Source organism: Arthrobacter sp. R4-81 (genome assembly GCF_054792365.1).
On sequence record NZ_CP096445.1, the window covers coordinates 1,504,510 to 1,529,525 of the forward strand.

Below are 25,016 nucleotides of genomic sequence, written 5' to 3' on the forward strand. Positions count from 1 at the left end.
CTGCATCCAGACCACCTTATGAACCTCCCAGGCGTTCCTCAGGACCCGTGGACACCTTCAATTGGCAGAACTTCTGAGGATTCAACCACTTCAAGGGCGGAAAACGGGTTGTCCGACCCCACAGGCAGTGGGCTAGCTGAGACAAGAAACACGGTGACGTCGCAACGCTCCAGGACGGCAGCGACGTCAACAAAACGCTTCGCCACGGGGCTGGACCCGCTGAATATCTCCGGTGCATGGGCGTCCAGGACCCACGTCCGAAATGTGGCCGCCAGGTCAGTCAGTTCCGGCAAAGGGACGTTCTGCTCCAGCAGTTCACCGAGGCTTATCCACAGAACTCCGCCCTCGGCGTGCTTAAGAACGGTGTGCCCGTGTGACTGTCCCTTCGAGGGCGAAGGCCGGAAGAGCCCGAAAGCACCCAATTGGCGCGCCGTACCGGGGATGATGATGCGTCCGCCGCGAAAACCCTGGTTCCACTCGGAATTCACTGTCTTGGTCATTCCGCGCTACAGCCAGCCCTTCTTCTTGAAAATGACGTACATGAGTCCCGCCATGCCCGCCATCAATGCCAGGGACATCGGGTAGCCGAACTCCCAGTGAAGCTCCGGCATGAAGTCGAAGTTCATGCCGTAAACGCCCGCTACGAAGGACGGGGCGAAGAAAATGGCCGCCCAGGAGGAAATCTTCTTAACCTGTTCGTTCTGTTCTGCACTGGCCTCGTTTTGCCGGTTGGCCGTCAGTGTGCCATCAGGGGTCAAGGCATTCTGCAACAGGTCACGGAAGGAATCTGCGCGGGAAATCAGCCGTTCAACGTGGTCCTCAACGTCCCTGAGGCTGTGCTGGAGTTCCGTCTCCACTTCGTATTTATCGAACCCCCGCTTGAGGAGTTGCATCATGCCAGGCAGCGGATGGATGGCACGTTGGAATTGGATGACCTCGCGAGCCAGTTCATAGATCCGTCGGGAGACATGGGAATCGCCGCTGAAAAGCTGGTCCTCGATCTCGTCGATATCGTTTTCCAGCCCGGCCACCACTGGAACGTAGTCATCAACTACCTGGTCCATGAGGGCGTAAAGGACGGCCTCCGGCCCGTGGGCGAGCAGTTCCGGCTTGCTTTCGAGCCTGCGCCGGACACGGGCAACCCCACCGGTTTCAGCGTGGCGTACGGTGACCACGAAGTTTCGCCCGGTAAAGATGTGCAGCTCGCCTAATTCCACCGTTTCGGATTCGTCGATGTATCTGGCAGGCCGCAACACTGTGAAAAGGTTGTCACCGTACCGTTCAAGCTTGGGGCGCTGGTGGGCGGAGATCGCATCTTCGACGGCGAGTTCATGGAGCCCAAACTCTTCCGCCACTTCTGCCATTTCGGTTTCAGTGGGGCGGTATAGACCGATCCATGCCATTCCGCCATGCTCGTTGAGCGTCTCAAACGTCTGCTCAAGGGTGTGAGGTTGTGAGCTGCGCACCCCGTCCACGTAGACGGCATTGTCGATGATCGTCACGAAAAATACATCCCGTCACCCAGCCAGGAGGAGACCTTCGGGGGCTCGGATGCAGCCAGGTGGTCGGGAAACGGTAGCGCCATTCTCATGTGGAAATCCTATTCCCCTCTTGGGACGGGGATGTCCCCGCCGAGGCTTTGCCCCGAGTCTGTTGCCGGGCAAGCGTATCGCCCTGGGCAAGGCGGCTGATCAACGGTTCAGTCCGGTACGGAATGTGCGTGTGCAGAGCCAGGACAGTCTCGGTGCGGATCACCCCCTTGATCCTAAGAACCGACCGGAGGGCCGATTGGAGATTGTGGGTGTCAGTGGCAACCACCCTGCACCAGACGTCTCCCCGGCCTGAGATTTCATGGACTTCCAGCACTTGGGGCAGGAGGCGCAAGGCGCCTACGACGCCGTCGAGTTCGCGGTGTGTCACTTCGATCGTGACAAAGGCGACGACGTCGTATCCCACCGCCTCAAGATCGATTTCGCGACCGCCGTCGTGAAGGACGCCGGAGCGGAGCATTCGCCGGACCCGGGACTGGGCCGTGTTGCGGGCGATCCCCAGCAGTTCGCTGAGTTCGCCGATCTGGATCCGCGGGTCCCGGATCAGTTCCAGCAGGATCTTCAAATCCGTGGGATCTAATTGGTTCAAATCGTCACTCCGGCTCATTACCACGGTCAGGCCTTGACTGTTTTGATCAAGTCTTACACCTTTCTCAGTCCCACAAGTCATTCACGAGCGAAAATATAGCCATCAGAACTGCCCGGAGCGCTGCCGGTCCCACAAGGATCCGGTGTGGTCCGGATAATCGGGAAAGGCATGGCAATGACTGTCTTCGGCGAACTCCGTATGTCCTCCGCCGCCGTTAGCCCCAGGGGATGGGATGCTTCCACCACGGCCCGCCTGGTCCTGGCGGGAATGGTGATCTTCACACTGCTGGTCGGAGCGAACCTCGCAACGCCGCTGTACCCCCTCTACCAGGCTCAGCTCGGCCTGACGTCCCTGGATGTCACCATTGCTTTCTCCGCCTACGTCCTGGTGTTGGTGGCCACGCTGGTGCTTGCCGGCCACTGGTCGGACCACATTGGCAGGCGCGCCGCGTTGCTGCTGGCAGTATTGGTGGGGCTGATGGGCGGTCTGGTCTTCGCGACCGCTGGCAATCTTGCCGCGCTTGCGGCTGGCAGGGCACTCCAAGGCATGGCAGTGGCACTCGCCACCGGCGCAAGTGCTGCTGCACTTCGCGAACTTTTGCCCTTGCGACCGGACTGGGCGTCCCGGTTCACACTGTTGGCGTCAGCCGGAGGGGTGGCTGCTGGTCCTGTGATTGGGGGAGTGCTTTCGCTCCTCCCAGGGCCCACTTCCACGCCTTTCGCCGTTCATTCCGTCATCCTCGGCGGGCTGCTGGTGCCTCTGTACTTCCTGAAGGCGCGGCCTGCCGTCCGGCCCGTGAATGGCGCATGGCCCATCAAGGCGCTGGCACCCCGGCGTCCATCAGTCTCCCAGGAAGCGCGTGGGGCATTCTGGCTCGCGGCCGCTGTTGGCTTCCTTAGTTTCGCGGTGTTTGGATTCTGTTTATCCCTTGCCCCCGGGTACTTCGCCGGGATAGTCCACGTGGACTCGAGGCCTTTGATCGGTGTACTGGCAGGATTGACGCTGGGTTCATCAGCGCTGAGTCAGTTACTCGCAGTCCGTGGGCGTTATGTGGTTCCGGTGGGTCTTCTCGTCCTGGCAGTTTCGGTCGCCCTGATCGCCGTCGCGGCCGCTCGGACCACCCCATGGTTGCTGGTCCTGGCAAGCATGGGCGCAGGCTTCGGCCAAGGCCTTTCCTTCCGGGCCGCCTTCAACGACGTAGCTGCCAGGACGGAACCGTCCCGGCATGCGCAGGTCGTCAGTGCGGTCTACGTCATCACGTACCTGGGCAGCGCGGTGCCGGTGATCGGTTTGGGACTTGCGACGGCGGCATGGGGCCTTCCCGCATCCGTCACAGTGTTTGTGCTGCTTTGCGCGTTGTGCGCCGTCATTTTGGCAGTGGTCAGCTTACTCCGGCAACGGACCGTGGTTGCCCTGAATGTGCTCGAACACCAGGGTGGTTTCGGTGTGGCCGACGACGGGGTCGGTGGCCAGGTTGTCCAGCACCCAGTCCCTGAGGTCCTCCGTCGTAGCGACGGCGATATGCAGCAGGTAATCGACCGACCCTGAAGTGTGAAAGGTCGACAGTACGGCCGGGAGATGGGGTACGCGGGCAGTAAACCTGTCAATCTGATCACGATCGTGCGCCCGGAGCCGTACGGCGACAAGTGCCTGAACCGATCGGCCGATTGCCGAGAGGCTCAATTTCGCCTCATACCCCTGCACTATCCCCCGCTCGGACAAGGCACGGGTACGCATCAGGGCAGTTGAAGGGGCAATTCCCACCAGTTCAGCGAGTTGCTTGTTGGAAATCCTCGCGTCCTCCACCAGAGCCGCGAGAAGTTTCTCGTCAATGGCGTCCAGCGGCTCACTGCTCAACGATCCCGGCCGAATATTCTTCGCGTTGCTGGCCACAAGTCCTCCTCAGAGTGTGCTGCGTTCATCATAAACCGCTTCTTTCATCCCTAGAATTCAACTGCTCTGGGCAATCCCGAATAAATGCCAGATACTTTCGAGATTCAATGACGAATATTCAGAAGGAGCACGGTGCTTTCATTCGATTCACTTGCGGTACATGCCGGACGCGACGGGTTGACGGAGCAGGGCGTGCACGCGGTCCCCATCGATCTTTCAACCACTGCGCCGCTGCCTTCAGTTGTGGAAGGCGGACTGGCCTATGAACATCTTGCGACCGGTGGAGCCCATCTCAAGGATCAGAGTACGGTCTACCAGCGGCTATGGAACCCAACTGTGGCACGGTTTGAAGATGGGCTTGCTGCCTTGGAGAACGCCCCTGAGGCTGTTGCGTTCGCCACGGGTATGGCGGCTCTCTCGGCAGTGCTGCTTGCCGTGGTTTCCATGGGCAAAAAACACGTCGTCGCTGTCCGCCCTCTGTACGGCGGAAGCGATCACGTACTCGCCCAAGGAACGCTGGGAACAGAGGTTACCTTCGCAGCTGCTGATGAAGTCAGGTCTGCCCTTCGACCGGACACTGGCCTGGTGATCGTAGAGACCCCTGCAAATCCAAGCCTGGAGCTGGTGGACATTGCTGCGTTGGCTGCCGCCGCTGATGGTGTCCCACTGCTGGTGGACAACACTTTCGCCAGCCCCGTGCTTCAGCAGCCGCTCAGGCACGGGGCAGCCCTGGTTCTGCACAGTGCCACAAAGTTCCTGGGCGGCCACGGAGATGCCATGGGTGGTGTCGTGGCAACCTCGCCCGGGTGGGCGGCCAGGCTCCGCGCCGTCCGGGCCGTCACAGGAGGTATCCTCACCCCGTGGCCCGCCTACCTGCTCCACCGGGGACTTGCCACCTTGCCCATCCGGGTCCGGGCGCAACAAGCCACGGCTTCCAAAGTGGCGTCGGCGCTGGCCGGACACGGTCTGGTCAAGAGGGTCCTGTATCCGGGGTTGCCTGAGTGCGATCCCCTGGGGCTGGTGGGTACGCAGATGTCCGGTCCGGGCTCCTTGATGGCTTTTGAGGTCAGCAGCCCTGAGCATGCCCAACGAATTCCTTCGGCGGTCAGCCTGATCACCCATGCAGTATCGCTGGGCGGAATCGACACGCTCATCCAACATCCTGCAGGCCTGACGCACCGACCGGTGAGCGGTGAAGCGCGGCCTTCGCCAAACCTGCTTCGTCTCTCGGTGGGGCTTGAAGGTGCCAGCGACGTGGTGGCTGACCTCGTTCAGGCCATCGAACGCACCCACTGATCAGCGGATTGGAGACAGCGGTTTAGGGGAGTCGGACGGCCGGCAGGAGAGGAGGCAGAAAATGTTGCGGCCAATATTGCCCTGATTGCAGGCTGTCTGCCGCCGGTTAAGTAGTCTGTTCAGGTGAACAGTGCTGACAGCTTCCCAAAATCGAATTCCGTTGATGCGGACCGCCTCCCTGCCGGGAGAGTTGCAGGTAGTGTCATCGGTCTGGACATTGGAGGAACCAAGACCCATGGGGTCCGCTTCCTCGACGGTGAAGCCCTTGCAGACGAGGTTGTGGGGAGCTCCAACGTCCAGAACGTCAGCCGTGAAGAAGCAGCTCGGAATCTCGCTGAACTGTTTGCCAGAATAGGAGGCGGTTCCATCGCGCAGGTGTATGCGGGGGCCGGAGGCATAGATACCGACGACGACGCCGCCGCGCTCGCCTCACTGATCGCACCCCACGTCCCCGGGGCGCGGATCACCGTTGTCCATGATTCCCGGCTGCTTCTGGCGGCTGGGAGTGCCAGCACGGGCGTGGCCGTCATCGGTGGCACAGGATCCGCGGCCTGGGGTCGGAACGAGGCTGGCAAAGAAGCCAGGGCGGGCGGCTGGGGATATCTGCTGGGAGACGAAGGCAGCGGGTACTGGCTTGGCCGGGAGGCTGTCCGCCACAGCCTCCGACGGATGAACCAGGGCTTTGAACCCGATGAGCTCACCACCGCGCTTTTGGAATCCTGCGCCGTTGATCATCCCAACAAGCTGATTGCACTCTTCCATTCGGCCGAGACAGGGCGGCGGTATTGGGCCCAACGCGCACGCCTTGTCGTGGAGGCAGCCGAGAGCGGCCATGCCACCAGCCTGGCCTTTCTGGTACAGGCAGGCAGTGACTTGGCGGATCTGGCCGTGGAAACGCTGCGGCAGCTCGACGTCGACGGCCCCGTAATTCTTGGAGGAGGCCTTGGCATGAACGTTTCCTGGATCCAGGACTCCTTCCGGAAACACCTGGCGTCAGAAGGTATCAACGATGTGCGCGTCCTGGACAGGGAGCCTGTATTCGGGGTTCTTCAGCTTCTTGCGGAGCAGGGCCCAGAGGCCTGATCCTGCATACAAATCAGGAACGTGTTCGCGGCCTGAGCCGCACACCAGGCAAGGGCGGGGCTGGTATGCGGCCCGCTTCGGAGCCGGCCTCGGGCCCATGCCCCCTCACCACTCCGAACCGGCCGACTTCAACTGAATTCTCCCCAAGGCCGGCCTGCGCCTCCCAGTCCTCGCGGGCCGACGCCACATCATCGTGGGTCCGGCCAACGAAGTTCCACCACATCAGCAACTCTTCCTGGAAAGGTTCGCCGCCCAGCAGGATGAAGCGCGTACCGGCAGCTGCGTCGAGATCAAGGAAATCCCGTCCTGTCCCGAGGTAGCAAAGTGGGCCCGGAGTCACGTGCTGATTCTCAAGAACCAGGCTGCCGTCAAGGACCAGGATGGCATGCTCAAACTCTGGATTCAGTGGCAACCCGACAGGTCCCTGGGCTGTGACGTCCGCTCCTGTGATGGGCGAATACATGGTCGCCGGTGACGTTGATCCGGCGAAAGTTCCTACCATGACCGTTGCCACGTAACCCTCGCCCTCAACCGATGGCAACTCCCGGTGCTGCTCGAACGCCGGCGTCCTGTGCCGCTCGCTGTCCGGCAAGGCAACCCAGAACTGGAGTCCCCGCTGCAGCGGCAGCTCTTGGCCGCCGTCGGGCGTTTCCTCCTGGACCGCCATAGGGGAGGGCTGCGGCAGCACGGCGAATTCTGAGTGGGAGATGCCGTGGCCGGCCGTCATGATGTTCAATTCCCCGGGCCGGACGATAACGTCGCTCCCCACGCTGTCGCGGTGGCGGATGGTGCCGATGAGCGGCCACGTTACCGTTTGAAGGCCCGTGTGCGGATGGGGCAGGACGGACATTGCCACGCGGTCGGGCCCGAAGCTGTCGAGGAAGCACCAGGCTCCCACTGTCGGCAGGCCTCGCTGGGGGAGAGTGCGCTGGACATTCATGGCACGAACACCGCCCAGCGGAACTTCCCGGGCGGGCCACAACTGCAGGCACGGGCCGGCTCCCGAACCCTCACCAATGTCTGCAGGTGGACATATTTGTTCCCGGGGACTGACTTCAAGATTGGTCACCTCCCCACTGTAGAACCGAATGCAGTGTCAGTGCATGGCAACGGCAGCGAAAGCCAGCGGTCCTGGAGCCCATGTTGGGGTCCGGTCCGCGGGTATGGCCAGCAACGGCAGAGTTCGATAGCCTGTCAGAGTTGCCGGTTGGCCGGCGGCCGTTTCAGGGACATGCTGCGAAAGCAAAAAGGGGAGGTGGAAGTGATGACTGTCACAGTTCTGCGCGCCTCGCGCCTCAATCACGCCAACCTTCCTTCCCTGTCTGGTCGCACTTCCTAGCGGCTCACAGACGCTTCTGTGCACTGGCGGGGCCCATCAAAGGCTTCCCATTGAAAAACACCAACAGCCTTCCATCGGCTGAACCTTCTCTCAAATCTCTCCTAAACAACGGACCTGATCTGGCTGGTCCCGTTCAGTACGGATTCACTCCTGCCAGGGCAGCGTACTTCACCGCACACCGCCAGGCAGACGGAACCATGCCCGGGCGGGTGGTGCGGATGGACCGCAACCGTGTGCTGGTAGCGGCGGCGGAGCGGTTCTTCCACGTCCCCTACCCCCTCCATGGCTCCATCCCCGCAACGGGCGACTGGGTCTGGCTGGGGATGAACGCCTCAGCCGATCCGGTTATCGCAAGTGTCCTCCCGCGCTACTCGGAACTCAGCCGAAAGCGTGCATTTGCAGCATCCTCTGATGTCCAGGTGCTCGGGGCCAACATCGACATCGTCGGCGTGGTGGTCCCGGTTGACCGGCCGCTTACGCACAACAGGATCGAGCGGACCCTCGTAGCGGCGTGGGATTCAGGTGCTACTCCGCTCGTCATTGTCACCAAGGCGGATCTGGCCAACGTAGCGGACGACGTCGTTGGGCAGGTCATGCTTCAAGCAGCCGGTGTGGATGTGGTTACCACATCAGCAGAACAGCACGACGGGTTGGAGGAACTCTCAGACCGTTTGCCCGCCGGAAGCACCCTGGTGCTGTTGGGGCCTTCGGGAGCGGGAAAATCCACGCTCATCAACGCGCTGGTCGGATACCAGGCACAAGACACCGGGGAGGTCCGCACCGGCGACGGCAAGGGCAGGCACACGACTACCGCGAGGGAACTGGTGCCGCTGCCTGGCGGCGCGGTGCTCATGGACACCCCCGGCGTTCGAGGCTTCGAACTGTTCGACGCTGAGGGCGGAATGGGCGAGATGTTCGGCGACCTTGAGGAACTCATGGAGGCCTGCCGGTTTTCTGATTGTGCCCATGATCGGGAGCCAGGATGCGCTGTGCAGGCTGCACTGGACGACGGAACCCTGGATAACCGTCGCTGGTCCAACTACCGGAAGCTTCAGCGCGAGCTTGCTGCGCTGAACAGGCGCCACGATGCTGCGGCGCGCAGGGCTTACCAGCGGGAATGGCACCAGAAAGTTGTGGCGGCGGGCAAAAGTCAGCGGTCAGCTGAACGGTATGGCCATGAAAATTCAGTGGAGCGGGAAGGCAAATCCGGAAAGTCCGGAAAGTCCGGAAAGTCCGGAAAGTCCGGAAGGAACTGACGGTGTGGATGGGTTCTGATTCTTATCAGGACCCATCCACCTGCCGGCTGGTTCCGAGCAAAGGGCGACTCCACTCCGGCGTGCCGGTCCCTCCGGCTTTGTCGAAGGGACTGGGTAGGCTGTGGTGGTAATTTGTACCGCCAAGAATGACCCGGCTTATGATCGTCTTGCCTGACCGTCCGATGTTGCCGCTGGTAAGGCACACAGCCTCCACATCCCCGTAGCCTGTTCTCCAAGGAGGTACGTTTTGAAGGATTTACGACGTCAGATGACAGGGCGCCGTGCTTTGGGTGGCTGGGCCACAGCTTTGGGCCTGGCACTGGCCTTGAGTGCCTGTGTGGGCGGATCGGATCCGGTAAGCACCACACCTGCCACCAGCAGTTCCGCCTCCACCGGTGAGCCACTTGTGATTGGTTCGGCAGACTTCACCGAAAGCCAGATCATCGCCGAAGTCTACGCGGGGGCTCTTAACGCCGCGGGGGTTGCGGCCAGCACCAAGCCCAATATCGGATCACGGGAGGTCTACTTCAAGGCCGTCCAGGACGGCTCAATCGATATCGTGCCGGACTACAGCGGCAATCTCCTGCTGCTGGTCGACAAGGAGACCACCCAGGTTTCCGCCGATGACATTATCCGGGCGCTGCCTGGCAAACTGCCCAAAGGCCTTGGAGTGCTTGATGCCTCCAAAGCCGAGAAGAAGGATGCCATGGTGGTGACCAAGGCGACGGCGGAGAAGTACCAGCTGAAGTCCCTCGCGGACGTTGCCAAGGCATGCAGCGAACTGGTGGTGGGCGCTCCGGCCACCTTTGCGGAGCGCGCCTACGGCCTTCCCGGCCTCAAAAAGAACTATGACTGCGTCCCCAAAAAGCTGGAACCGTTCAACGATGGTGGCGGAGCCGTCACCGTGAAGGCGCTGCTGGAGGACCAAGTGCAGATTGCCGACATCTACACCACCACTCCTGCCATTGCCGACAACGATCTTGTGGTCTTGGAGGATCCAAAGAACAACTTTATTGCCCAGCAGGTTCTTCCGCTCTACAACGAAGCCCAGATGACGGATAAGGCGAAGGAGACGCTGAACAACGTCTCCAAGACGCTGACGACGGAGGACCTGATCAACCTGAACCGCGCAGTCAGCGGCAATCAGAAGCAAGACCCCAAGGAAGCAGCACAGGCCTGGCTAAAGGACAAGGGCTTCACCAAGTGACGGGCTCCGGAGTGTGAGTCAAGTCTCAGGGGATTAACATCCTCCATATGGCATATTTGATGGATGGCAGAATTCAAGCAGTCCACCAAGCTTCATAATGTCCTCTACGACATCCGTGGACCGATCCTCGAGGCCGCCCAGCAGATGGAGGCTGAGGGCCACCGAATCCTCAAACTGAACATTGGGAACCCAGCGCCCTTTGGATTCGAAGCACCTGACGCCATTCTGGTGGACATGATCCGCCATCTTCCCCACGCCCAGGGATACAGCGATTCCCGAGGTATTTTTTCTGCCCGCACCGCCGTTTCCCAGTACTACCAAACCCGTGGCATCCAGAGCATTGACGTTGACGATATCTACCTGGGCAACGGCGTAAGCGAGCTCATCACCATGTCTCTCATGGCATTGCTCAACGATGGCGATGAAGTTCTCATCCCTACTCCGGACTACCCCCTTTGGACGGCTTCGGTTGCATTGGCAAGCGGAAAGCCGGTGCACTACCTCTGCGACGAGGAGTCCGGATGGCAGCCTGATCTTGAGGATCTGGAGGCGAAAATCACTCCCCGCACCAAGGGGATCGTAGTGATCAACCCGAACAACCCCACTGGCGCCGTCTACCCGGAAAGTACTCTTCGTAAGATCGTGGCGCTTGCTGAAAAGCACGGTCTGGTGGTGTTTGCGGACGAGATCTACGAGAAGATCCTGTACGAGGATGCCGTCCACGTGAATATGGCAGGTCTAACCGGAGACGCTGTTCTCTGCCTCACCTTCAGCGGACTCTCCAAGGCCTACCGTGTCTGTGGCTACCGCGCCGGATGGATGGCGATTTCAGGACCGAAAAAGTCAGCGGCAGATTACCTCGAGGGAATCAACCTGTTGGCGAACATGCGTTTGTGTGCGAATGTGCCGGCGCAGCATGCCATTCAGACAGCGCTGGGCGGCTATCAAAGTATCAACGACCTCATCCTTCCCGGCGGTCGACTCCTGGAGCAGCGGAACAAAGCCTACGATCTGCTGAACGCCATCCCCGGCGTGAGTACGCAACAAGCCCGCGGGGCGCTCTACCTCTTTCCGCGGCTCGACCCCGAGGTCTACCACATCAGGGACGATGAGAAGTTTGTCCTTGACCTGCTGCGGGAGCAAAAGATCCTCGTCTCTCATGGCCGGGCATTCAACTGGGTGCGGCCGGACCACTTCCGGATGGTCACGCTTCCCAACGTAAAGGACATTGAAGAAGCAATTGGCCGTATGGGGGACTTCCTGAGCCGCTACCAAGGCAACTAGCCTGATCTCAACAGTTCACGCCCCGGATTCCTCGGAGGTGAACGTGCGGAATGTGCTTCACAACAAGCGCAGCCGCCTGGATGCACGGCAGCGGAAAGAGGCTTCCCATGGCAGTTGTTGTGAAGTTCGGACAGAAACCCTCGCAAACGCTGGTGGCGGCAAAAGATTTCAAGCTGGTGGACGTCGACGCTGACTCGACACCCGGGTATGTCGGGGTCAAAGAGGATGGCAAGGCGCTTCTGAGAGACCTCGACGGCGAACTAAAGAAACTGCAGGAAATGCTCTTCGCGGAGGCCAAGTTCGGCGGAACCAAGCGCATCCTCTTGATCCTGCAGGCGATGGACACAGCAGGCAAGGGGGGTGTCGTCTCCCATGTTATGGGGGCGATGAATCCGCAGGGTGTACAGCTGAAGGCCTTCAAGGCGCCCACTGACGAGGAGAAGTCCTACGATTTCCTCTGGCGGATTGAAAAGGAAGTGCCTGCAGCTGGAATGGTGGGAGTCTTTGACCGATCCCACTACGAAGATGTCCTGATCCACCGTGTGTATGGCTGGGCTTCAAAGAAGGAGCTGGAACGCCGCTATATCGCCATCAACGAGTTCGAAGCGCGGTTGACGGACTCCGGCACTCGGATCGTAAAGGTAATGCTCAACATCAGCCGGGATGAGCAGAAGAAGCGTCTGCTGGCCCGGCTGAACAATCCGGCAAAGCACTGGAAGTACAGCACCGGGGACCTGAAGGAACGTGCGTTCTGGGACGACTATATGGACGCCTACCAGGCGGCAATCGATGCGACGAATACCAAAATTGCACCGTGGCATGTTATTCCTGCAAACAAGAAGTGGTATGCGCGGATAGCGGTCCAGCAGCTGCTCCTTGACGCGTTGAAGGAGCTGAAACTGAAGTGGCCGGAGGCTGACTTCGATGTAGAACAGGAAAAGGCGCTCGTCGAGCGTTCCTGAGTACTGCTCCGGTCAGCTGTCCTGGACGTGGTCCCGTGCTGCTGCAAGCCTCTTACGTGCGCCTTCGAGCCACTCCTCACAACGCTTGGCCAAGGCCTCGCCACGCTCCCAGAGGGCAAGCGATTCTTCGAGGCTGGCTCCTCCCGCCTCGAGCTTTCCCACAATTCCCACCAATTGTTCCCGCGCTTCTTCATAACTGAGCGAATCAATGTCCGCCTGGTGATTCTGTGCCGCTGCCATAGTGGTGCTCCTTGCTGGGTTTCCGGGCCTTTGGGACGTCCATGATGAAGGGCGTCCTTGTTGGATGTTTGTCAATGCTCGGTGATTGTCAGTGTTCGATGATTTCGGTGCCGCCGGTGGACACTGCTGTAAACCTGCCGCCCGCTACCCGGACAGACAGTTCCGCGTCCGCGGGAGCCTGGGAAGGATGACGCACAATTTCCCTGCGCCGCGTTTCCCCAGGCTCACCTGTATCGCCGTTCAGGGCAAGCTGAACTACGGCGTAACCCCGGTCCAGGGTCTTCTGCGGTGACAGGGCCCGAACTTGCGCCGTGAGATGTACGAGCCCGTCGGCTGCCCTCACCAAGGCGACGTCAATGGACGAACCGGAACGGGTTCTCAACCTTTCGATATCCTCATGCCGGCTGGTCAGCAGAACCTCCGGTGCCGCCAGAGCTGGACGGCTGCGCAAGGAGCCCAATCGCTCGCTTTCCCTCTCCACGAGGCGCGTGACAGAACTGCGAAGCCGGTCCCTCGATTGCCTCACCCTGAAGAGTTCCTCCACAACATCCGGCACGATTCTCTTCGCCGCGTCCGTGGGAGTGGAAGCACGAAGATCAGCGACGTCGTCGAGGATGGGACGGTCTGCTTCGTGGCCAATGGCGCTGACCACCGGGGTGGTGGCCCCTGAAACGGCCCTGACAAGCTCCTCGCTGCTGAACGGCAGGAGGTCCTCCAAGGCGCCTCCGCCACGGGCGATAACAATGACGTCGACCTGAGGTGCCTCGTCAAGTTCCTTCAGCGCCGCGATCATTTGCGAAACGGCGGTGTTCCCTTGGACGGCTACTTCCCTGATCTCGAACTCGACGGCGGGCCAGCGCAATGCCGCATTCCGGAGGATATCTTTCTTGGCGTCCGAATCACGGCCGGTGATGAGGCCGATCCGGTGGGGGAGGAGGGGGAGTGGTTTCTTCCTTGCCTCGGCAAAGAGTCCTTCAGCGCCCAGTGCTTGTCGGAGTCTCTCGATCCTCGCCAGGAGATCCCCCAGGCCAACCTGACGTATATCTTTCACAGCCATGTTGAGCCGGCCCGTTTTCACCCAGAATTCGGCTTTGAGCAGGGCAACCACACGTGATCCACGCTCCAGGGGCGCAGCCTGACGGTCCAGCAGTTTGGTCCAGACAGAAGCGGGAAGGGAGATCTCAGCATCGACATCCCGCAGCGTCAGGAACGCGTTGGTCCCTCGGCGGTTGAGCTCAATAACCTGGCCCTCGACCCAGACCGACGGAGCCCGTTCAATGTGGGCTTTCAGCTTTTGGGAGAGGAGTTGCAGCGGCCACGGATTCTCAGGACTCGTTTCCGCAGCCGTAGCCGGCACCGTGGTTGTGGTCGTGACGACTTCAGACACGCGGCAATCCATCGGTGGTACCTGACTGATGCATGGGCGGTGATCCTTTGAGCTGGTATTTCGTATGGGGTATTTCGCGGATGTTGAGGAACGCGGTTCAGATATCAATCACTCTATCCATAGCTCTATCATCACGGGCCGACATCCCTTGTCTGGCATGAGGCTGTCCTGCCCGACCTTTAGGATGGCTGTATCCCAACCAACAAACTAGGACTCTCTTGCGTACTTTTGTTTCCGCCATAGCGGTCATGATCGGCTTACTGCTCGCGGCTATAGCCGTTCCGGCAATGTGGGTTGATCAGAACATCGTTCAGGAGGACGGCTTTGTCCGGTTAGCGTCTCCACTGGGCAAGGACCCGGAATTCCAGCGGCGTCTTGCCTCGGCCGCTGTAGCCAGTTTCAACCCTGCCGGGCAGATTCCGGATTTCATGGCAGACGATATGGCTCCTGTCCTGGAAGCGGCGGCAGGTTCCCTTACGGGCCTGCCCGGCTATCCTGCAGCGTGGGAGGAGACCCTGCGGAAGAGTCACCGTCTCAGCTTCGCCGATCCCGGCAGCTTGCCACCCGAGGCTGATGCCTCAACGTCCCTCACGCTTGATGTTGCCCCGCTGCTTGGTCTGTTGACACGCCAGCTATCGGAAACAACGGGAGTGCCGTTCAATCCTCCACGGGAAACCCTCATCAACATCGGGCAATCCGGTCATCGCGAACTGATCGCCAACCTGTCTGCATACGCGCCCATGGGGTATGCCATGGCCGTCGGCTCCGGGATTGCCTTTGTCCTCGCCCTGGTGGCGACCCGCCGTCGCTGGGTCATCTTCCTCGTGGCAGGGGTAGGCGGATTATTTATGGCAGCGCTCTGGAAGCTCGGGTCGGACTTCGCATCGGCCGCCGTTTCCGCAATGCCCTCAGGGAACTCGGTTGCCGAAGTTTTCCAGCAGGAACTGGTCAACGCGTCGGCTGCATCATTTGGGCAGTGGATTACCACGTCTTTCTGGACCGGAGGATTCCTCCTGCTGGCGGGAATCGTGTTGGCGATCTTTCGGGGACGACGGGCCTAGGATCCAGGCCGGAATGACCGAAGCATGGCACCCGCAACGGAGCCGGTAGCATTGAACAATGACCTCCACAGCTGTATCCGTACCTATGCCAACAGTTCCGCGCAGGCGGCGAACGCCTGAGGAAGTGCTGGCCGCGGTCCCTGTGTCAGGCCCCAAAAAGGTCCTCCTGGCGGCTCCCCGGGGCTACTGCGCCGGCGTAGACCGCGCCGTGATTGCCGTGGAGAAGGCCCTGGAGCACTACGGTCCGCCGGTCTATGTTCGCAAACAGATTGTGCATAACGTGCACGTCGTCAGTTCCCTTGAAGAAAAGGGAGCCATTTTTGTTGACGAAACGGACGAAGTGCCTGAAGGTGCCCTAGTCATCTTTTCGGCACACGGAGTTTCCCCTGCGGTCGTCCAATCGGCCGAGGACCGCGGGCTTCGGACGATCGACGCCACCTGCCCCCTCGTCACCAAAGTCCACAAGGAAGCGGTGCGCTTTGCCAAGGACGATTTCGATATCCTCCTGATCGGCCACGACGGCCACGAGGAAGTGGAAGGCACGGCAGGAGAGGCGCCGGAGCACATCCAGATCATCAACGGTCCGCACGAAGTGGACAAGGTGACAGTAAGGGACCCCGAGAAAGTGATCTGGCTGTCCCAAACCACCCTGAGTGTCGACGAAACCATGGAAACGGTCCGCCTGCTGAAGGAGCGTTTCCCTACACTTCAGGATCCGCCCAGTGACGACATCTGCTACGCGACGACCAACCGACAGGTGGCCATCAAGAAGATCTCCCCTCAGGCAGATCTCGTCATAGTCGTCGGTTCCGCCAACTCCTCAAATTCGGTTCGCCTCGTTGAGGTTGCTCTGGAGTACGGCGCGAAGGCATCCTACCGGGTCGATTTTGCCAACGAAGTGGACGAGACCTGGTTTGAGGGTGTTGCGACTGTCGGCGTAACTTCCGGCGCCTCCGTACCTGAAGTGCTGGTCAAGGATGTCCTCCGCCTCTTGGCTGACTACGGCTATGGAACTGTTGAGGAAGTAGTCACTGCTGAGGAAGACCTTCTGTTCTCGCTTCCCAAGGAGCTCCGCGCCACCCTCAAGCAGGCCGGCGACGTGACGCGGGCCTTGGGCGGACGCGGAGCCCGCTCCTAGGCCGCAGATTCCTCTTCGCGCAATTCGGCCTGCAGTTCCGGGGCCGCGATGGAACGGGGCGTAACCTCGACGGCGGCGGGCGTTACGAGTCCGCTGGCATCAAGCGCGTTCAGCTTTCTTGCCGTGGGCAGCACCCTTGCTTCCAGAGTGCCCACCAGTGAGTTGTAGCGGTCCACTGACGTTTTCAACGATGAGCCGAGCTTGGTGACGTTCTCTCCCAGTGTTCCCATGCGTTCGTAGAGCTGCTGACCGAGCTCAAACAACTCCCGGGCGCTGTCCGTTAGAACATCCTGGCGCCAGGTGAACGCAACCGACTTCAGCACGGCCAACAAAGTACCCGGTGACGCCAGGACCACGTTCTTGTTCAGGGCGTAGTCCAGGAGCCCCGGGTCTGCCCCCAAGGCCGCTGCGAGAATCGATTCTGCGGGGAGGAAGCAGATCACCAGTTCCGGCGAGTTACCCGGGATGTCCCAGTACTTCTTGTTGCTCAGGGAATCTACGTGCGCCTTGAGCGCCTTTGCATGCGCGGCCAGAAGCAGCTGCTGTGCATTTGCTCCTGACCCAGGCTGAGATCGGACGTCAGTGGCCAGGGACTCCTGAGCCTGCAGATAAGACGACAACGGCACCTTGGCATCGACAACCAGCTGCTTGTCTCCCGGCAGCTGAACCACCAGGTCAGGGCGGACCGAGTTGTCTGTTCCTGCGCTGTGAAGCTGCTCGTAGAAGTCAACATGGCGCAGCATCCCGGCGGCTTCAACAACGCGCCTGAGCTGCACCTCGCCCCATTGGCCGCGTGCACTGTTCGAGCGCAGGGCTGACTCCAGGGCATGCGTTGACCGCAAGAGCTGTTCATCGGAGAGCCGGGCCTCCTGCAATTGCTGGGCCAGCTGACCGTACTGCTCAAGCCGGTCACGCTCAAGAAGTGAAACCTGCTGCTGTACCGCCGAGAGCTTCTCGGCGACGGGGCCCAAAGCCCGCAGTACGCTTCCGTCCTGGTTTCGTGACTCGCCCAGCTCCCGGTTTTGCGCCGCAAGGAGGCGACGTTCGGCGTCGGCTGCCGCAAACTGTGCTGAGACTTCGGAAAGCCGGGCGGAGACGCCGTCGAAATCCTGTTCCAGGGCCACATTGCGGCGCCGGAACATCACAAAGGTGACAACCGCCCCGGTAAGGGCACCCAAGAGCAACATCAGAAGAGCGAGAATCAGTGCAAAAGCGTCCATGCCTTCACTGTGACATGGGCGTACGACAGTTTTAGGAACGGACGCACCAGGTCGGCCCATATGGGTGGAGTTCCACGCCGGCCCACGGCTTTTACGGCGGTGCGGGTAGAATCTATGCTCGTGGCTCTTACTATTGGCATCGTCGGACTGCCTAACGTCGGCAAATCAACTCTTTTCAACGCACTGACCCGGAATCAGGTACTGGCAGCGAACTATCCGTTCGCCACCATCGAACCGAACGTGGGCGTTGTGAACCTTCCCGACCCCAGGCTTCAGGAGCTTGCGAAGATCTTTGGGTCCCAGCGGCTCCTGCCGGCGGCAGTCTCGTTCGTTGACATCGCCGGCATCGTCAAGGGCGCCTCCGAAGGTGAAGGACTGGGCAACCAGTTCCTCGCGAACATCCGTGAGGCAGAAGCCATCGCACAGGTTGTCAGGGTCTTCGATGACCCCGACGTCATCCACGTTGACGGCAAGGTGGATCCCCGCTCCGATATGGAGACAATCAACACCGAGCTCATCCTCGCGGACCTGCAGACCATCGAGAAGGCCGTTCCCCGGATCGAAAAAGAAGTCAAAATCAAGAAGCGGGACGCTGCAGAACTCTCAGCCATTAAGGCTGCCCAGACCGTCCTGGAACGCGGCGACACCATCTTTTCGTCGATCAAGAGCGACAAACTGGAGATGGAGCACCTCAAAGAGCTCAGCCTCCTCACGGCCAAGCCGTTTATCTACGTCTTCAACTCGGACGAAGGAATCCTGGGCAGTCCTGAGAAACAGGCTGAACTGCGTGCATTGGTCGAACCCGCTGACTGCATCTTCCTTGACGCCAAGCTGGAGTCTGACCTCGTTGAACTGGACGAGGAAGAGGCCCGCGAAATGCTGGAAATGAACGGTCAGGACGAATCCGGCCTGGACCAGCTGGCCCGCGTGGGGTTCCACACCCTCGGGCTGCAGACCTACCTCACGGCTGGTCCGAAAGAAACCCGTGCCTGGACCATCCACCGGGGGGATACCGCGCCGCAGGCAGCAGGGGTGATCCACTCGGACTTCCAGCGCGGGTTCATCAAGGCTGAGGTTGTTTCCTTCCAAGACCTCATCGAGGCGGGATCCATGGCCGAGGCGAAGTCCCGCGGGAAGGTCCGCATCGAAGGTAAGGAATACGTCATGGCCGACGGCGACGTCGTGGAGTTCCGCTTCAACGTCTAGTCGAGTTCCGCCTCGCCTGTGAGAAAGTACGGCGGATTGGCTGCTAGCCCCGACGGGCGACATCCTGGCTCAGAACTTTAGGCCAGGCTTCGACATCTGCTGGGGTGCGGGCGACCGTCAGCGTTGCTTGCGGGAGCAGTGCAGCAAGGGATTCCGCAGTTGACAGCGGGTGGCCCGGATCGTTTACCCATGCCAAGATTGTCGTCGGTACGTTTATTCGTGCAACAGCTTCAGGAGCAGGCAGATCACTGAGTGCTGCGCCTCGAAACACCCAAGGCAACAGGGCGTCGGCGACGTCGGGCACCGTCTCCGGTGCACCAATTGTGGCTGGCGGCGGTGTTGCTCCGCGCGTCGTGGCGAGGAATGCATCGATGCCAACAGATTCGATAAGCGCCGCGGACACCCGGTAGTTTGCAGCCTGTGAAGGTCGGGTTTCCCACGCGGTCGGTGGCACCATAAGGGTGAGCCCGGAAAAGCGGTCTGGCTCGCGGGAAGCGGCGTGCAAAAGTGTGCCGGTACCCATGGAGGGACCAACTCCGTGAACGCGTTCGCCGGGGAACCAGTGGTCGAGCAGTCGCAGGAGGTCGTCGGCGAGGCTTTGCCATTGATAGTCCTCCGGGACCTTCCGCCCCGTCGACCAGCCATGGCCGCGTGCGTCGTACCGCAGCAGTCGTGTTCCGCTAAGCCCTCGTCCGAGGTCGAGGTTGAGCACCCGATCGTGCGCGCGGCTTGACGTAAGACCATGCAGTTGGACAACTGGGTTTCCACCTTCGTCGCTCAAAGCAACCGCAAGCTCGGCCCCGGGAACCTCGAAAGTGGGCATCAGGCTCCTCGTTTTCGTGAATGACCGCTTCGCCTAGAGCGGCCGCGTTGGGCATTCAGGCTAACTGTGGCTATAGGATACTGCCATGCGCCTGACCAACGTCACGCACCTGCGACTACCGTTCGGACGACTTTGGGGCTACGACGTCAGTGTGTCTGCGCTCGACCGGCGTCTTCCAGTGTCTTTTGACCAGCGGCTCCATGTGGGGGCAGGTGACCGCCCCGGCTCCTGGATGGCGCTGTCTTTTCGACTGCCTAGGCCAGCTAGTCGTGAATCAATTGCGGATGCATGGCTGGCCGTCGTCGAACGTCATGGCACCCTGCGAACAGCCTTCGTGCCAGGTGAGGATGGTGATCCGGAGCTTCACGAAATCCACATCGGTCCCGGAACCTGGGTTGAGCATCAGGTATCTCCCGGTCAAGCCGTCAACGACGCGGTGCGGGACATTCTCGACGCCGAATGTTCGCCATACAAACAGCCCTCCCACCGGCTGTGCGTATTGGAGACTGCTGCTGGACTCACCGTCGTGATTGCGGCCGACCACGCTCACGTCGATATGTGGTCGATGCTGGTGATCGCGCGAGACCTGCTGGCCGCGCTCAATACCGGGCGGACGGGCCATGAACCGTTCCCTGGGCCAGCGCCGGCATTTGTTGAACACACGCAAGTACTGCTGGATCGGAATACAGCGCCGGACCATGTGCATAAGCGATGGGAAGACATCATCGGGGACAGCGGGGGAGTAATGCCGAAATTCCCCCTCCCGCTGGGTTCGCCCGATCCGCAGCGCGAGCGCGTAGAAGTGCGCGATGTGTTCGACGTCGACGACGCTGCGGCATTTGCCGCGCAGGCCCGCAACGACGGTGTCTCGACGCTCGCACTTGCCGTTGTTGCGATGACTGCGGTGACCCGCGAGTTGGCAGGAACCCCGCTTCGAGCCGTCTTTCCCGTCCACAGCCGCTTTGATGACAACTGGCATGACTCAGTCGGCTGGTTCATTACTAATTCGGTACTTGAGTCGGCGGTTGCCGAGCCGCGTTCGGCAGCGGCTGCGGTGAAAGAGGCTGTACAGCTGGGCTCATGGCCGCTCGCGGACGTGCTGGCTCCATGGGGCGGCATGCCGGTAGCTCCCGGTATGTTCGCGATCTCTTGGCTGGACCTGCGGAGACTACCGGTGCGAATCGACTCTGTCGGGCTCGATGCCTACTATGTGAGCGCGACAATCGACACCGACAATGTCATGCTTTGGTTCATCCTGGACGAGTCAGGTCTGCACTTGAGATGTCGCTATCCCGACACCGTTGAGGCTCGATCCAACGTCGGCGGGTGGCTCGATTTGCTGGTCGCTCGTTTGCAGGCAGACGCGCGATCCTCGGTTCGAGGACTGTTGCGGGTGGCGGGCCGGACCTTCAGGCTGGAGCGGGCGAGCCGCGATGATGTTGAGGCCATCGCCGCGCTGCTGTCTGATGACCAGTTCGGTCCCGATCGGGAATGCGTCGAGCTTGAACGATACGAGGCGGCCTACAACATGGTTGTTCGCGACGGTTCCAACTACTTGGGGGTTGTCCGCAACGGTGCCGACCGCATCGTTGCCACGATGCAATTGACCGTCATTCCAGGCCTTTCCCGGGGTGGTTCTTCCCGACTGCAAATCGAGGGACTGCGAGTTGCGGCCACGGAACGTTCACGTGGCTTGGGGACCGCGATGCTTGAGTGGGCCCACAATTTCGGGCGGGCGCGTGGGGCGCAACTGTCGCAGGTGACCACCGACGAAGCACGGGAACGAGCTCGAGCCTTCTACACCCGACTCGGATATCGGACCGCCCACGTAGGCTTGAAACGGCGCATATAGACACATTCTCGGCGTAGACGGAGACTTCCGGACGCCGGCTAGGCATGCGCCGCCTCAACCGGTCGGCTCACGCGCACACCGCCAACCGCTCCCGTCCATGGAGTATCGCCCGGGGCGGGGAGGGACAGATGTGCGAAAACGTACCCCTCCTGAAGTGCAATGACCTGCGAAGTGACCCCGGTACAATCCAGCGCGAGTTCCACCGGCCGAAAGGGGGCGCCGGGATGCTCCTGTCCTACGGCTACCTTCGCACCGGAAGCACCAACACAGGCTGCGGTGACGGTATAACGCCCGGCGGCCGGCACCCTTTCAGTTTTGCCAAATCCCCTGCCAGGGCCGTCCAGCGGCCCCACATCGGAAAGGAGGACCGGCTCCGGCAGCTCCCCTATAAGCCGCTCCAGGTGAGCGTAGTTCTTAGCCTCCTGTTCCAGAACCTGCGGATCCCGGTAGGGTTTCGGGGCCCCTGTTACCGAGGTTGAGTCAGCTGTTGGCGTGCGTGGAGGCTCGGAATATTCATAGGCGCACCCCGCCGTTCCGCCTAGAGGAATCAACAGGCAGAGGGCAAACGCAAACCGGTGCTGTGTGTCCACCATTCCCACTTATTAATGGTGGGCAGCGCGGCCGCTCAAAACAACCATCGTGGCGATCAGAATGCCGCATATGGTGGCTCCGGGTGCACTAGCTGTCCTCTGTCCGCGAAACACCGACAGCTGGATACACATTCATGCGTTTCCCCCAATAGAAGATTGTCTCCACGCTACGCGGATCGGAATCGTCAGTTCCGGCGGAGCACCAGCATCAGGGCAGCGAAGACCGCTGAGTAGGCAGCCACGATGCCTATCAACATAACGATGGCCCAAGCGTCTTCCCAACTCGTCTTGTTTACGGAAGTAATAGTGGCAACTACGGCAAGTATCCCGAACGGGAGGAGATAAATCAGCGGCAGGAGGACGACGAAAGCAGCTGTGGCCCCGGCCTGGGGCGGCTGCCCGTCGAGGTTTCGCGGCGAGGATGGATCTGCAGCCGGCGTCGTCAACTCTGTGTCCCACTCACCCGCAGAAGCATACCTGCCTGCGTGTCCGCGACGGAGGTTATCTAAACGGGCACCCTTGACGGACCTGATGCCTGGAAAAATACTCCTTGAGCCGATCCGCCAGGGTCGCCAGATGTGTCGCAGCAGGGACTGCGGCGCGCTCTTAGTGGCTTGAGCGTCGACGGACGATGCCCCGAAGCTATCGGCACAAGCTCAGATCCAGCTAAGGATGACCGCCGCGCGTTTGCCCAATTTTAACCACAGGATGGGCGTCGAGTTCTGCAGTTTGAGACGCCTCGGGCGAAGCTTCGGGGACCTTGGCCCGAAGCGGCCCGGACTTCCAACACGGCGACGAAAACGGCACATGAAGGAAGAATGAACAGAGGTCCTTCCGTTGCCGTGTCTCCTCCAGATCACGGATTTCAGTGATTGAGGATTAACCACAGAAGCCGCGACTCCGTTGGATGGGGGCTTTCGTGGTGATTGGGGATTATTCCGGACAAGTAACGGGCATGTTGCGTGCAGCAATCGAAAGGCAACTGGAAACAGCCCTTGGTTGCATCTCGATAACAAACTTTACTACGAGGTAACTTTTGTCCCGGGCGACGCTCCTTCGGGTCTAGGCTACTGCTCATGTGAGGCATGCCACTTCCCCGCTGGGGGCTGGGGCTGTCTGGCTTCTGCCCAAAGCGGGAGTCCATCTAATACTCGAGACATAGGAGGCGGAATGCGTCTGGGACGTATCTCCAAAGCAATAGGTGTTGCCGCTGCTACAGCATTGGCATTGAGCGCCTGTGCGGGCAATGGCGGAGGAACAACTCCAACCAGTGAAGCCGCGGGAAAGCAGGGCGGATCGGCGACCGTCGTCGAAACCAACACTTTCTATTCGTTTAACACCAATACTGCCGACGGCAACAACGAAATCAACTCCAAGATCAGTTACGCCACACACTCGGGTTTCTACTACATTGACAACCAGCTGAACGTCGTGCACAACGAAAAGTTTGGCAAGTATGAAAAGACTTCGGACGATCCCTTGACTGTGAAGTACACAGTCAATGAGGGCGTGAAGTGGTCCGACGGAACTCCTGTGACAGCCGCGGATCTGCTGCTCCAGTGGGCCGCTTTGTCCGGGTACTACAATGACGCTGATCCCGAGGCGAAGACCGGAACGTCTTATTTCTCGGTAGCCGGGGACAGCAGCGGCCTGGCCTTGACCGACTTCCCGGAAATTGGGGACAGCAACCGGTCCCTGACGTTGAAGTACTCCAAGCCGTATTCCGATTGGGAGACAATACTGGGTGGCCCCTCGCTCGATATCCCCGCACACGTCCTGGCCAAAAAAGCCGGAATGAGCGATACGCAGGAGTTCATCGACTTCCTCAAAGAGAAGCCACGTGGCGACAAGGCCTCCCCGAAGCCTGCCGACCCCAAGCTGCAGACCATGGCGGACCTCTGGAACACGGGCTTTGATACCAAGACCCTTCCTTCCGATAACTCGCTTTACCTGTCAAATGGGCCGTACATCGTCAAGAGTATGACGCAGGATCAGTCCCTTACTATGGTTCGCAATAAGGACTACAACTGGGGCCCCGAAGCAAACCTTGACGAAATCACAGTCCGTTTCATCGGTTCGGCACCGGCTCAGGTACAGGCATTGAAAAACGGCGAAGCAGACATCATTGCCCCGCAGCCCTCGGCCGACACTCTAGAGCAGCTGAAGGCCTTGGAAGGTCAGGGTGTAACTGTTGACGCCGGCAGTGAACTATCGTACGACCACCTTGACCTCAACTATTCAGGAGCTTTCGCAGAGAAGTCAGTCCGAGAAGCGTTCATGAAATCCGTACCTCGGAAGGACATCGTCGACAAGATCGTCAAGAAGCTCGATCCGGAGTCAAAGCCCTTGGATTCGCAGCTGTTCGTCCCTGCCCAGGCCGCCTATGCGGATGCAGTCAAGGTCAACGGCTCCGCTTCGTACCAGGACGTGGATATTGATGGCGCCAAGAAGCTCCTGAATGGTGCAACGCCGGAGATTCGGATCATGTACAACAAGGACAACCCAAACCGGGTTGACGCCTTCTCGCTGATCCGTGAATCGGCAACAAAAGCCGGCTTCAAAATTGTGGACGGAGGCCTTGGCGCTTCCGACTGGGGAAAGGCACTGGGCGACGGTAGCTACGATGCAACCATTTTCGGCTGGACCAATCCCGGAGTGGGAGTTTCCGGAGTTCCTCAGATTTTCAAAACCGGCAACGGCTCGAACTTCAACGGGTTCACCGATCCAGAAGCAGACAAGATGATGGACGAACTCATCGTGACCGCCGACCGGCAGAAACAGGACGAGCTCAAAGTCCAGATCGACAAGAAGATCTGGGACTCCGCTTACGGTCTCCCCCTCTTCCAGCTCGTGGGTGTGGACGCCTACAGCGACAGGGTCACGGGTGTGAAATTCATGCCCAACCAGACCGGAGTGTGGTGGAACTTCTGGGAATGGGCTGAAAAATAAGCACGCGCTCCACTAGCGCATAGCAAAGTGAAGGCGCCGGGACAATGCAACACGTCTCGGCGCCCTTCGCTGCCACAAGGCATACTGCTCG

At 60.3% G+C, this 25,016-nt stretch carries 22 protein-coding genes and 1 pseudogene; 12 read left to right on the forward strand and 11 right to left on the reverse strand.

What is annotated here, in order from left to right; translation table 11 throughout:
• Positions 1-38: 38 nt before the first annotated feature.
• The 3 genes from M1E05_RS07080 to M1E05_RS07090 form a co-directional block, all read right to left on the reverse strand.
• Complete coding sequence (locus tag M1E05_RS07080; protein WP_461164849.1) at positions 39-500, reverse strand: hypothetical protein; 462 nt, start codon at positions 498-500, stop codon at positions 39-41.
• Positions 501-506: 6 nt separating this feature from the next.
• The gene (gene corA, locus M1E05_RS07085; RefSeq protein ID WP_461164850.1) at positions 507-1,502 is read right to left on the reverse strand and encodes a magnesium/cobalt transporter CorA; all 996 of its coding nucleotides are present in this window, start codon (positions 1,500-1,502) and stop codon (positions 507-509) included.
• Between the two features lie 85 nt (positions 1,503-1,587).
• Positions 1,588-2,139 carry an Lrp/AsnC family transcriptional regulator gene (locus M1E05_RS07090; RefSeq protein ID WP_458111528.1) on the reverse strand — a complete coding sequence of 184 codons (552 nt, stop codon included), beginning with the start codon at positions 2,137-2,139 and terminating at the stop codon, positions 1,588-1,590.
• Positions 2,140-2,313: 174 nt separating this feature from the next.
• On the opposite strand from M1E05_RS07090, the pseudogene M1E05_RS07095 reads away from it, so the two are divergent.
• Positions 2,314-3,528, forward strand: a pseudogene (locus M1E05_RS07095) (MFS transporter); the annotation flags it as partial.
• On the opposite strand, the gene M1E05_RS07100 reads toward M1E05_RS07095, so the two are convergent.
• Complete coding sequence (locus tag M1E05_RS07100) at positions 3,526-4,032, reverse strand: Lrp/AsnC family transcriptional regulator (RefSeq protein WP_309105878.1); 507 nt, start codon at positions 4,030-4,032, stop codon at positions 3,526-3,528. The pseudogene M1E05_RS07095 and the gene M1E05_RS07100 overlap by 3 nt on opposite strands.
• A 132-nt stretch (positions 4,033-4,164) precedes the next feature.
• Here M1E05_RS07100 and M1E05_RS07105 point away from each other — a divergent pair, with 132 nt between their 5' ends.
• Both M1E05_RS07105 and M1E05_RS07110 read left to right on the forward strand, forming a co-directional pair.
• Positions 4,165-5,328: a trans-sulfuration enzyme family protein gene (locus M1E05_RS07105; RefSeq protein ID WP_461164851.1), complete on the forward strand. Its 1,164-nt coding sequence runs from the start codon at positions 4,165-4,167 to the stop codon at positions 5,326-5,328.
• Between the two features lie 204 nt (positions 5,329-5,532).
• Positions 5,533-6,411 carry an N-acetylglucosamine kinase gene (locus M1E05_RS07110; protein WP_461165205.1) on the forward strand — a complete coding sequence of 293 codons (879 nt, stop codon included), beginning with the start codon at positions 5,533-5,535 and terminating at the stop codon, positions 6,409-6,411.
• Between the two features lie 13 nt (positions 6,412-6,424).
• Here M1E05_RS07110 and M1E05_RS07115 read toward each other — a convergent pair whose 3' ends face one another.
• Positions 6,425-7,480, reverse strand: a complete 1,056-nt coding sequence (locus M1E05_RS07115) for a pirin family protein (RefSeq protein ID WP_461164852.1) — start codon at positions 7,478-7,480, stop codon at positions 6,425-6,427.
• Positions 7,481-7,869: 389 nt separating this feature from the next.
• On the opposite strand from M1E05_RS07115, the gene rsgA reads away from it, so the two are divergent.
• The 4 genes from rsgA (at position 7,870) to M1E05_RS07135 (ending at position 12,459) form a co-directional block, all read left to right on the forward strand.
• Positions 7,870-9,006 carry a ribosome small subunit-dependent GTPase A gene (rsgA, locus tag M1E05_RS07120; protein ID WP_461165206.1) on the forward strand — a complete coding sequence of 379 codons (1,137 nt, stop codon included), beginning with the start codon at positions 7,870-7,872 and terminating at the stop codon, positions 9,004-9,006.
• Between the two features lie 268 nt (positions 9,007-9,274).
• The gene (locus tag M1E05_RS07125) at positions 9,275-10,213 is read left to right on the forward strand and encodes an ABC transporter substrate-binding protein (RefSeq protein WP_458114537.1); all 939 of its coding nucleotides are present in this window, start codon (positions 9,275-9,277) and stop codon (positions 10,211-10,213) included.
• A 63-nt stretch (positions 10,214-10,276) separates the two neighbouring features.
• Positions 10,277-11,497 carry a pyridoxal phosphate-dependent aminotransferase gene (locus M1E05_RS07130; RefSeq protein WP_247046386.1) on the forward strand — a complete coding sequence of 407 codons (1,221 nt, stop codon included), beginning with the start codon at positions 10,277-10,279 and terminating at the stop codon, positions 11,495-11,497.
• A gap of 107 nt (positions 11,498-11,604) precedes the next feature.
• Complete coding sequence (locus M1E05_RS07135; RefSeq protein ID WP_461164853.1) at positions 11,605-12,459, forward strand: polyphosphate kinase 2 family protein; 855 nt, start codon at positions 11,605-11,607, stop codon at positions 12,457-12,459.
• A 12-nt stretch (positions 12,460-12,471) separates the two neighbouring features.
• Here the strand turns inward: M1E05_RS07135 and M1E05_RS07140 are convergent, their stop codons facing one another.
• Both M1E05_RS07140 and xseA read right to left on the reverse strand, forming a co-directional pair.
• Complete coding sequence (locus tag M1E05_RS07140; RefSeq protein ID WP_309105883.1) at positions 12,472-12,699, reverse strand: exodeoxyribonuclease VII small subunit; 228 nt, start codon at positions 12,697-12,699, stop codon at positions 12,472-12,474.
• 88 nt (positions 12,700-12,787) lie between these two features.
• Complete coding sequence (gene xseA, locus M1E05_RS07145) at positions 12,788-14,098, reverse strand: exodeoxyribonuclease VII large subunit (RefSeq protein ID WP_461164854.1); 1,311 nt, start codon at positions 14,096-14,098, stop codon at positions 12,788-12,790.
• A 206-nt stretch (positions 14,099-14,304) separates the two neighbouring features.
• Here xseA and M1E05_RS07150 point away from each other — a divergent pair, with 206 nt between their 5' ends.
• Both M1E05_RS07150 and M1E05_RS07155 read left to right on the forward strand, forming a co-directional pair.
• Complete coding sequence (locus M1E05_RS07150; protein ID WP_461164855.1) at positions 14,305-15,147, forward strand: hypothetical protein; 843 nt, start codon at positions 14,305-14,307, stop codon at positions 15,145-15,147.
• A gap of 58 nt (positions 15,148-15,205) precedes the next feature.
• Positions 15,206-16,285: a 4-hydroxy-3-methylbut-2-enyl diphosphate reductase gene (locus M1E05_RS07155; protein ID WP_458111522.1), complete on the forward strand. Its 1,080-nt coding sequence runs from the start codon at positions 15,206-15,208 to the stop codon at positions 16,283-16,285.
• On the opposite strand, the gene M1E05_RS07160 is transcribed toward M1E05_RS07155, so the two are convergent.
• Positions 16,282-17,505 carry a DNA recombination protein RmuC gene (locus M1E05_RS07160; protein WP_461164856.1) on the reverse strand — a complete coding sequence of 408 codons (1,224 nt, stop codon included), beginning with the start codon at positions 17,503-17,505 and terminating at the stop codon, positions 16,282-16,284. The genes M1E05_RS07155 and M1E05_RS07160 overlap by 4 nt on opposite strands.
• Before the next feature lie 120 nt (positions 17,506-17,625).
• Between M1E05_RS07160 and ychF the strand changes: the two genes are divergently transcribed.
• Positions 17,626-18,711 (forward strand): redox-regulated ATPase YchF, encoded by a 1,086-nt coding sequence (ychF, locus tag M1E05_RS07165; protein ID WP_458111520.1) that lies wholly within the window; start codon positions 17,626-17,628, stop codon positions 18,709-18,711.
• A 43-nt stretch (positions 18,712-18,754) separates the two neighbouring features.
• Here the strand turns inward: ychF and M1E05_RS07170 are convergent, their stop codons facing one another.
• Positions 18,755-19,534: an alpha/beta fold hydrolase gene (locus M1E05_RS07170; protein ID WP_461164857.1), complete on the reverse strand. Its 780-nt coding sequence runs from the start codon at positions 19,532-19,534 to the stop codon at positions 18,755-18,757.
• An 85-nt stretch (positions 19,535-19,619) separates the two neighbouring features.
• Between M1E05_RS07170 and M1E05_RS07175 the strand changes: the two genes are divergently transcribed.
• Positions 19,620-21,386, forward strand: coding sequence for a GNAT family N-acetyltransferase (locus M1E05_RS07175; RefSeq protein WP_461164858.1), 1,767 nt, complete (start codon positions 19,620-19,622; stop codon positions 21,384-21,386).
• 38 nt (positions 21,387-21,424) lie between these two features.
• Here M1E05_RS07175 and M1E05_RS07180 read toward each other — a convergent pair whose 3' ends face one another.
• Both M1E05_RS07180 and M1E05_RS07185 read right to left on the reverse strand, forming a co-directional pair.
• Positions 21,425-21,979 (reverse strand): hypothetical protein, encoded by a 555-nt coding sequence (locus M1E05_RS07180; protein ID WP_458111515.1) that lies wholly within the window; start codon positions 21,977-21,979, stop codon positions 21,425-21,427.
• 182 nt (positions 21,980-22,161) lie between these two features.
• Positions 22,162-22,422: a hypothetical protein gene (locus M1E05_RS07185; RefSeq protein WP_458111514.1), complete on the reverse strand. Its 261-nt coding sequence runs from the start codon at positions 22,420-22,422 to the stop codon at positions 22,162-22,164.
• 724 nt (positions 22,423-23,146) lie between these two features.
• Between M1E05_RS07185 and M1E05_RS07190 the strand changes: the two genes are divergently transcribed.
• The gene (locus M1E05_RS07190; RefSeq protein ID WP_458111513.1) at positions 23,147-24,925 is read left to right on the forward strand and encodes an ABC transporter family substrate-binding protein; all 1,779 of its coding nucleotides are present in this window, start codon (positions 23,147-23,149) and stop codon (positions 24,923-24,925) included.
• Positions 24,926-25,016 lie beyond the last annotated feature (91 nt).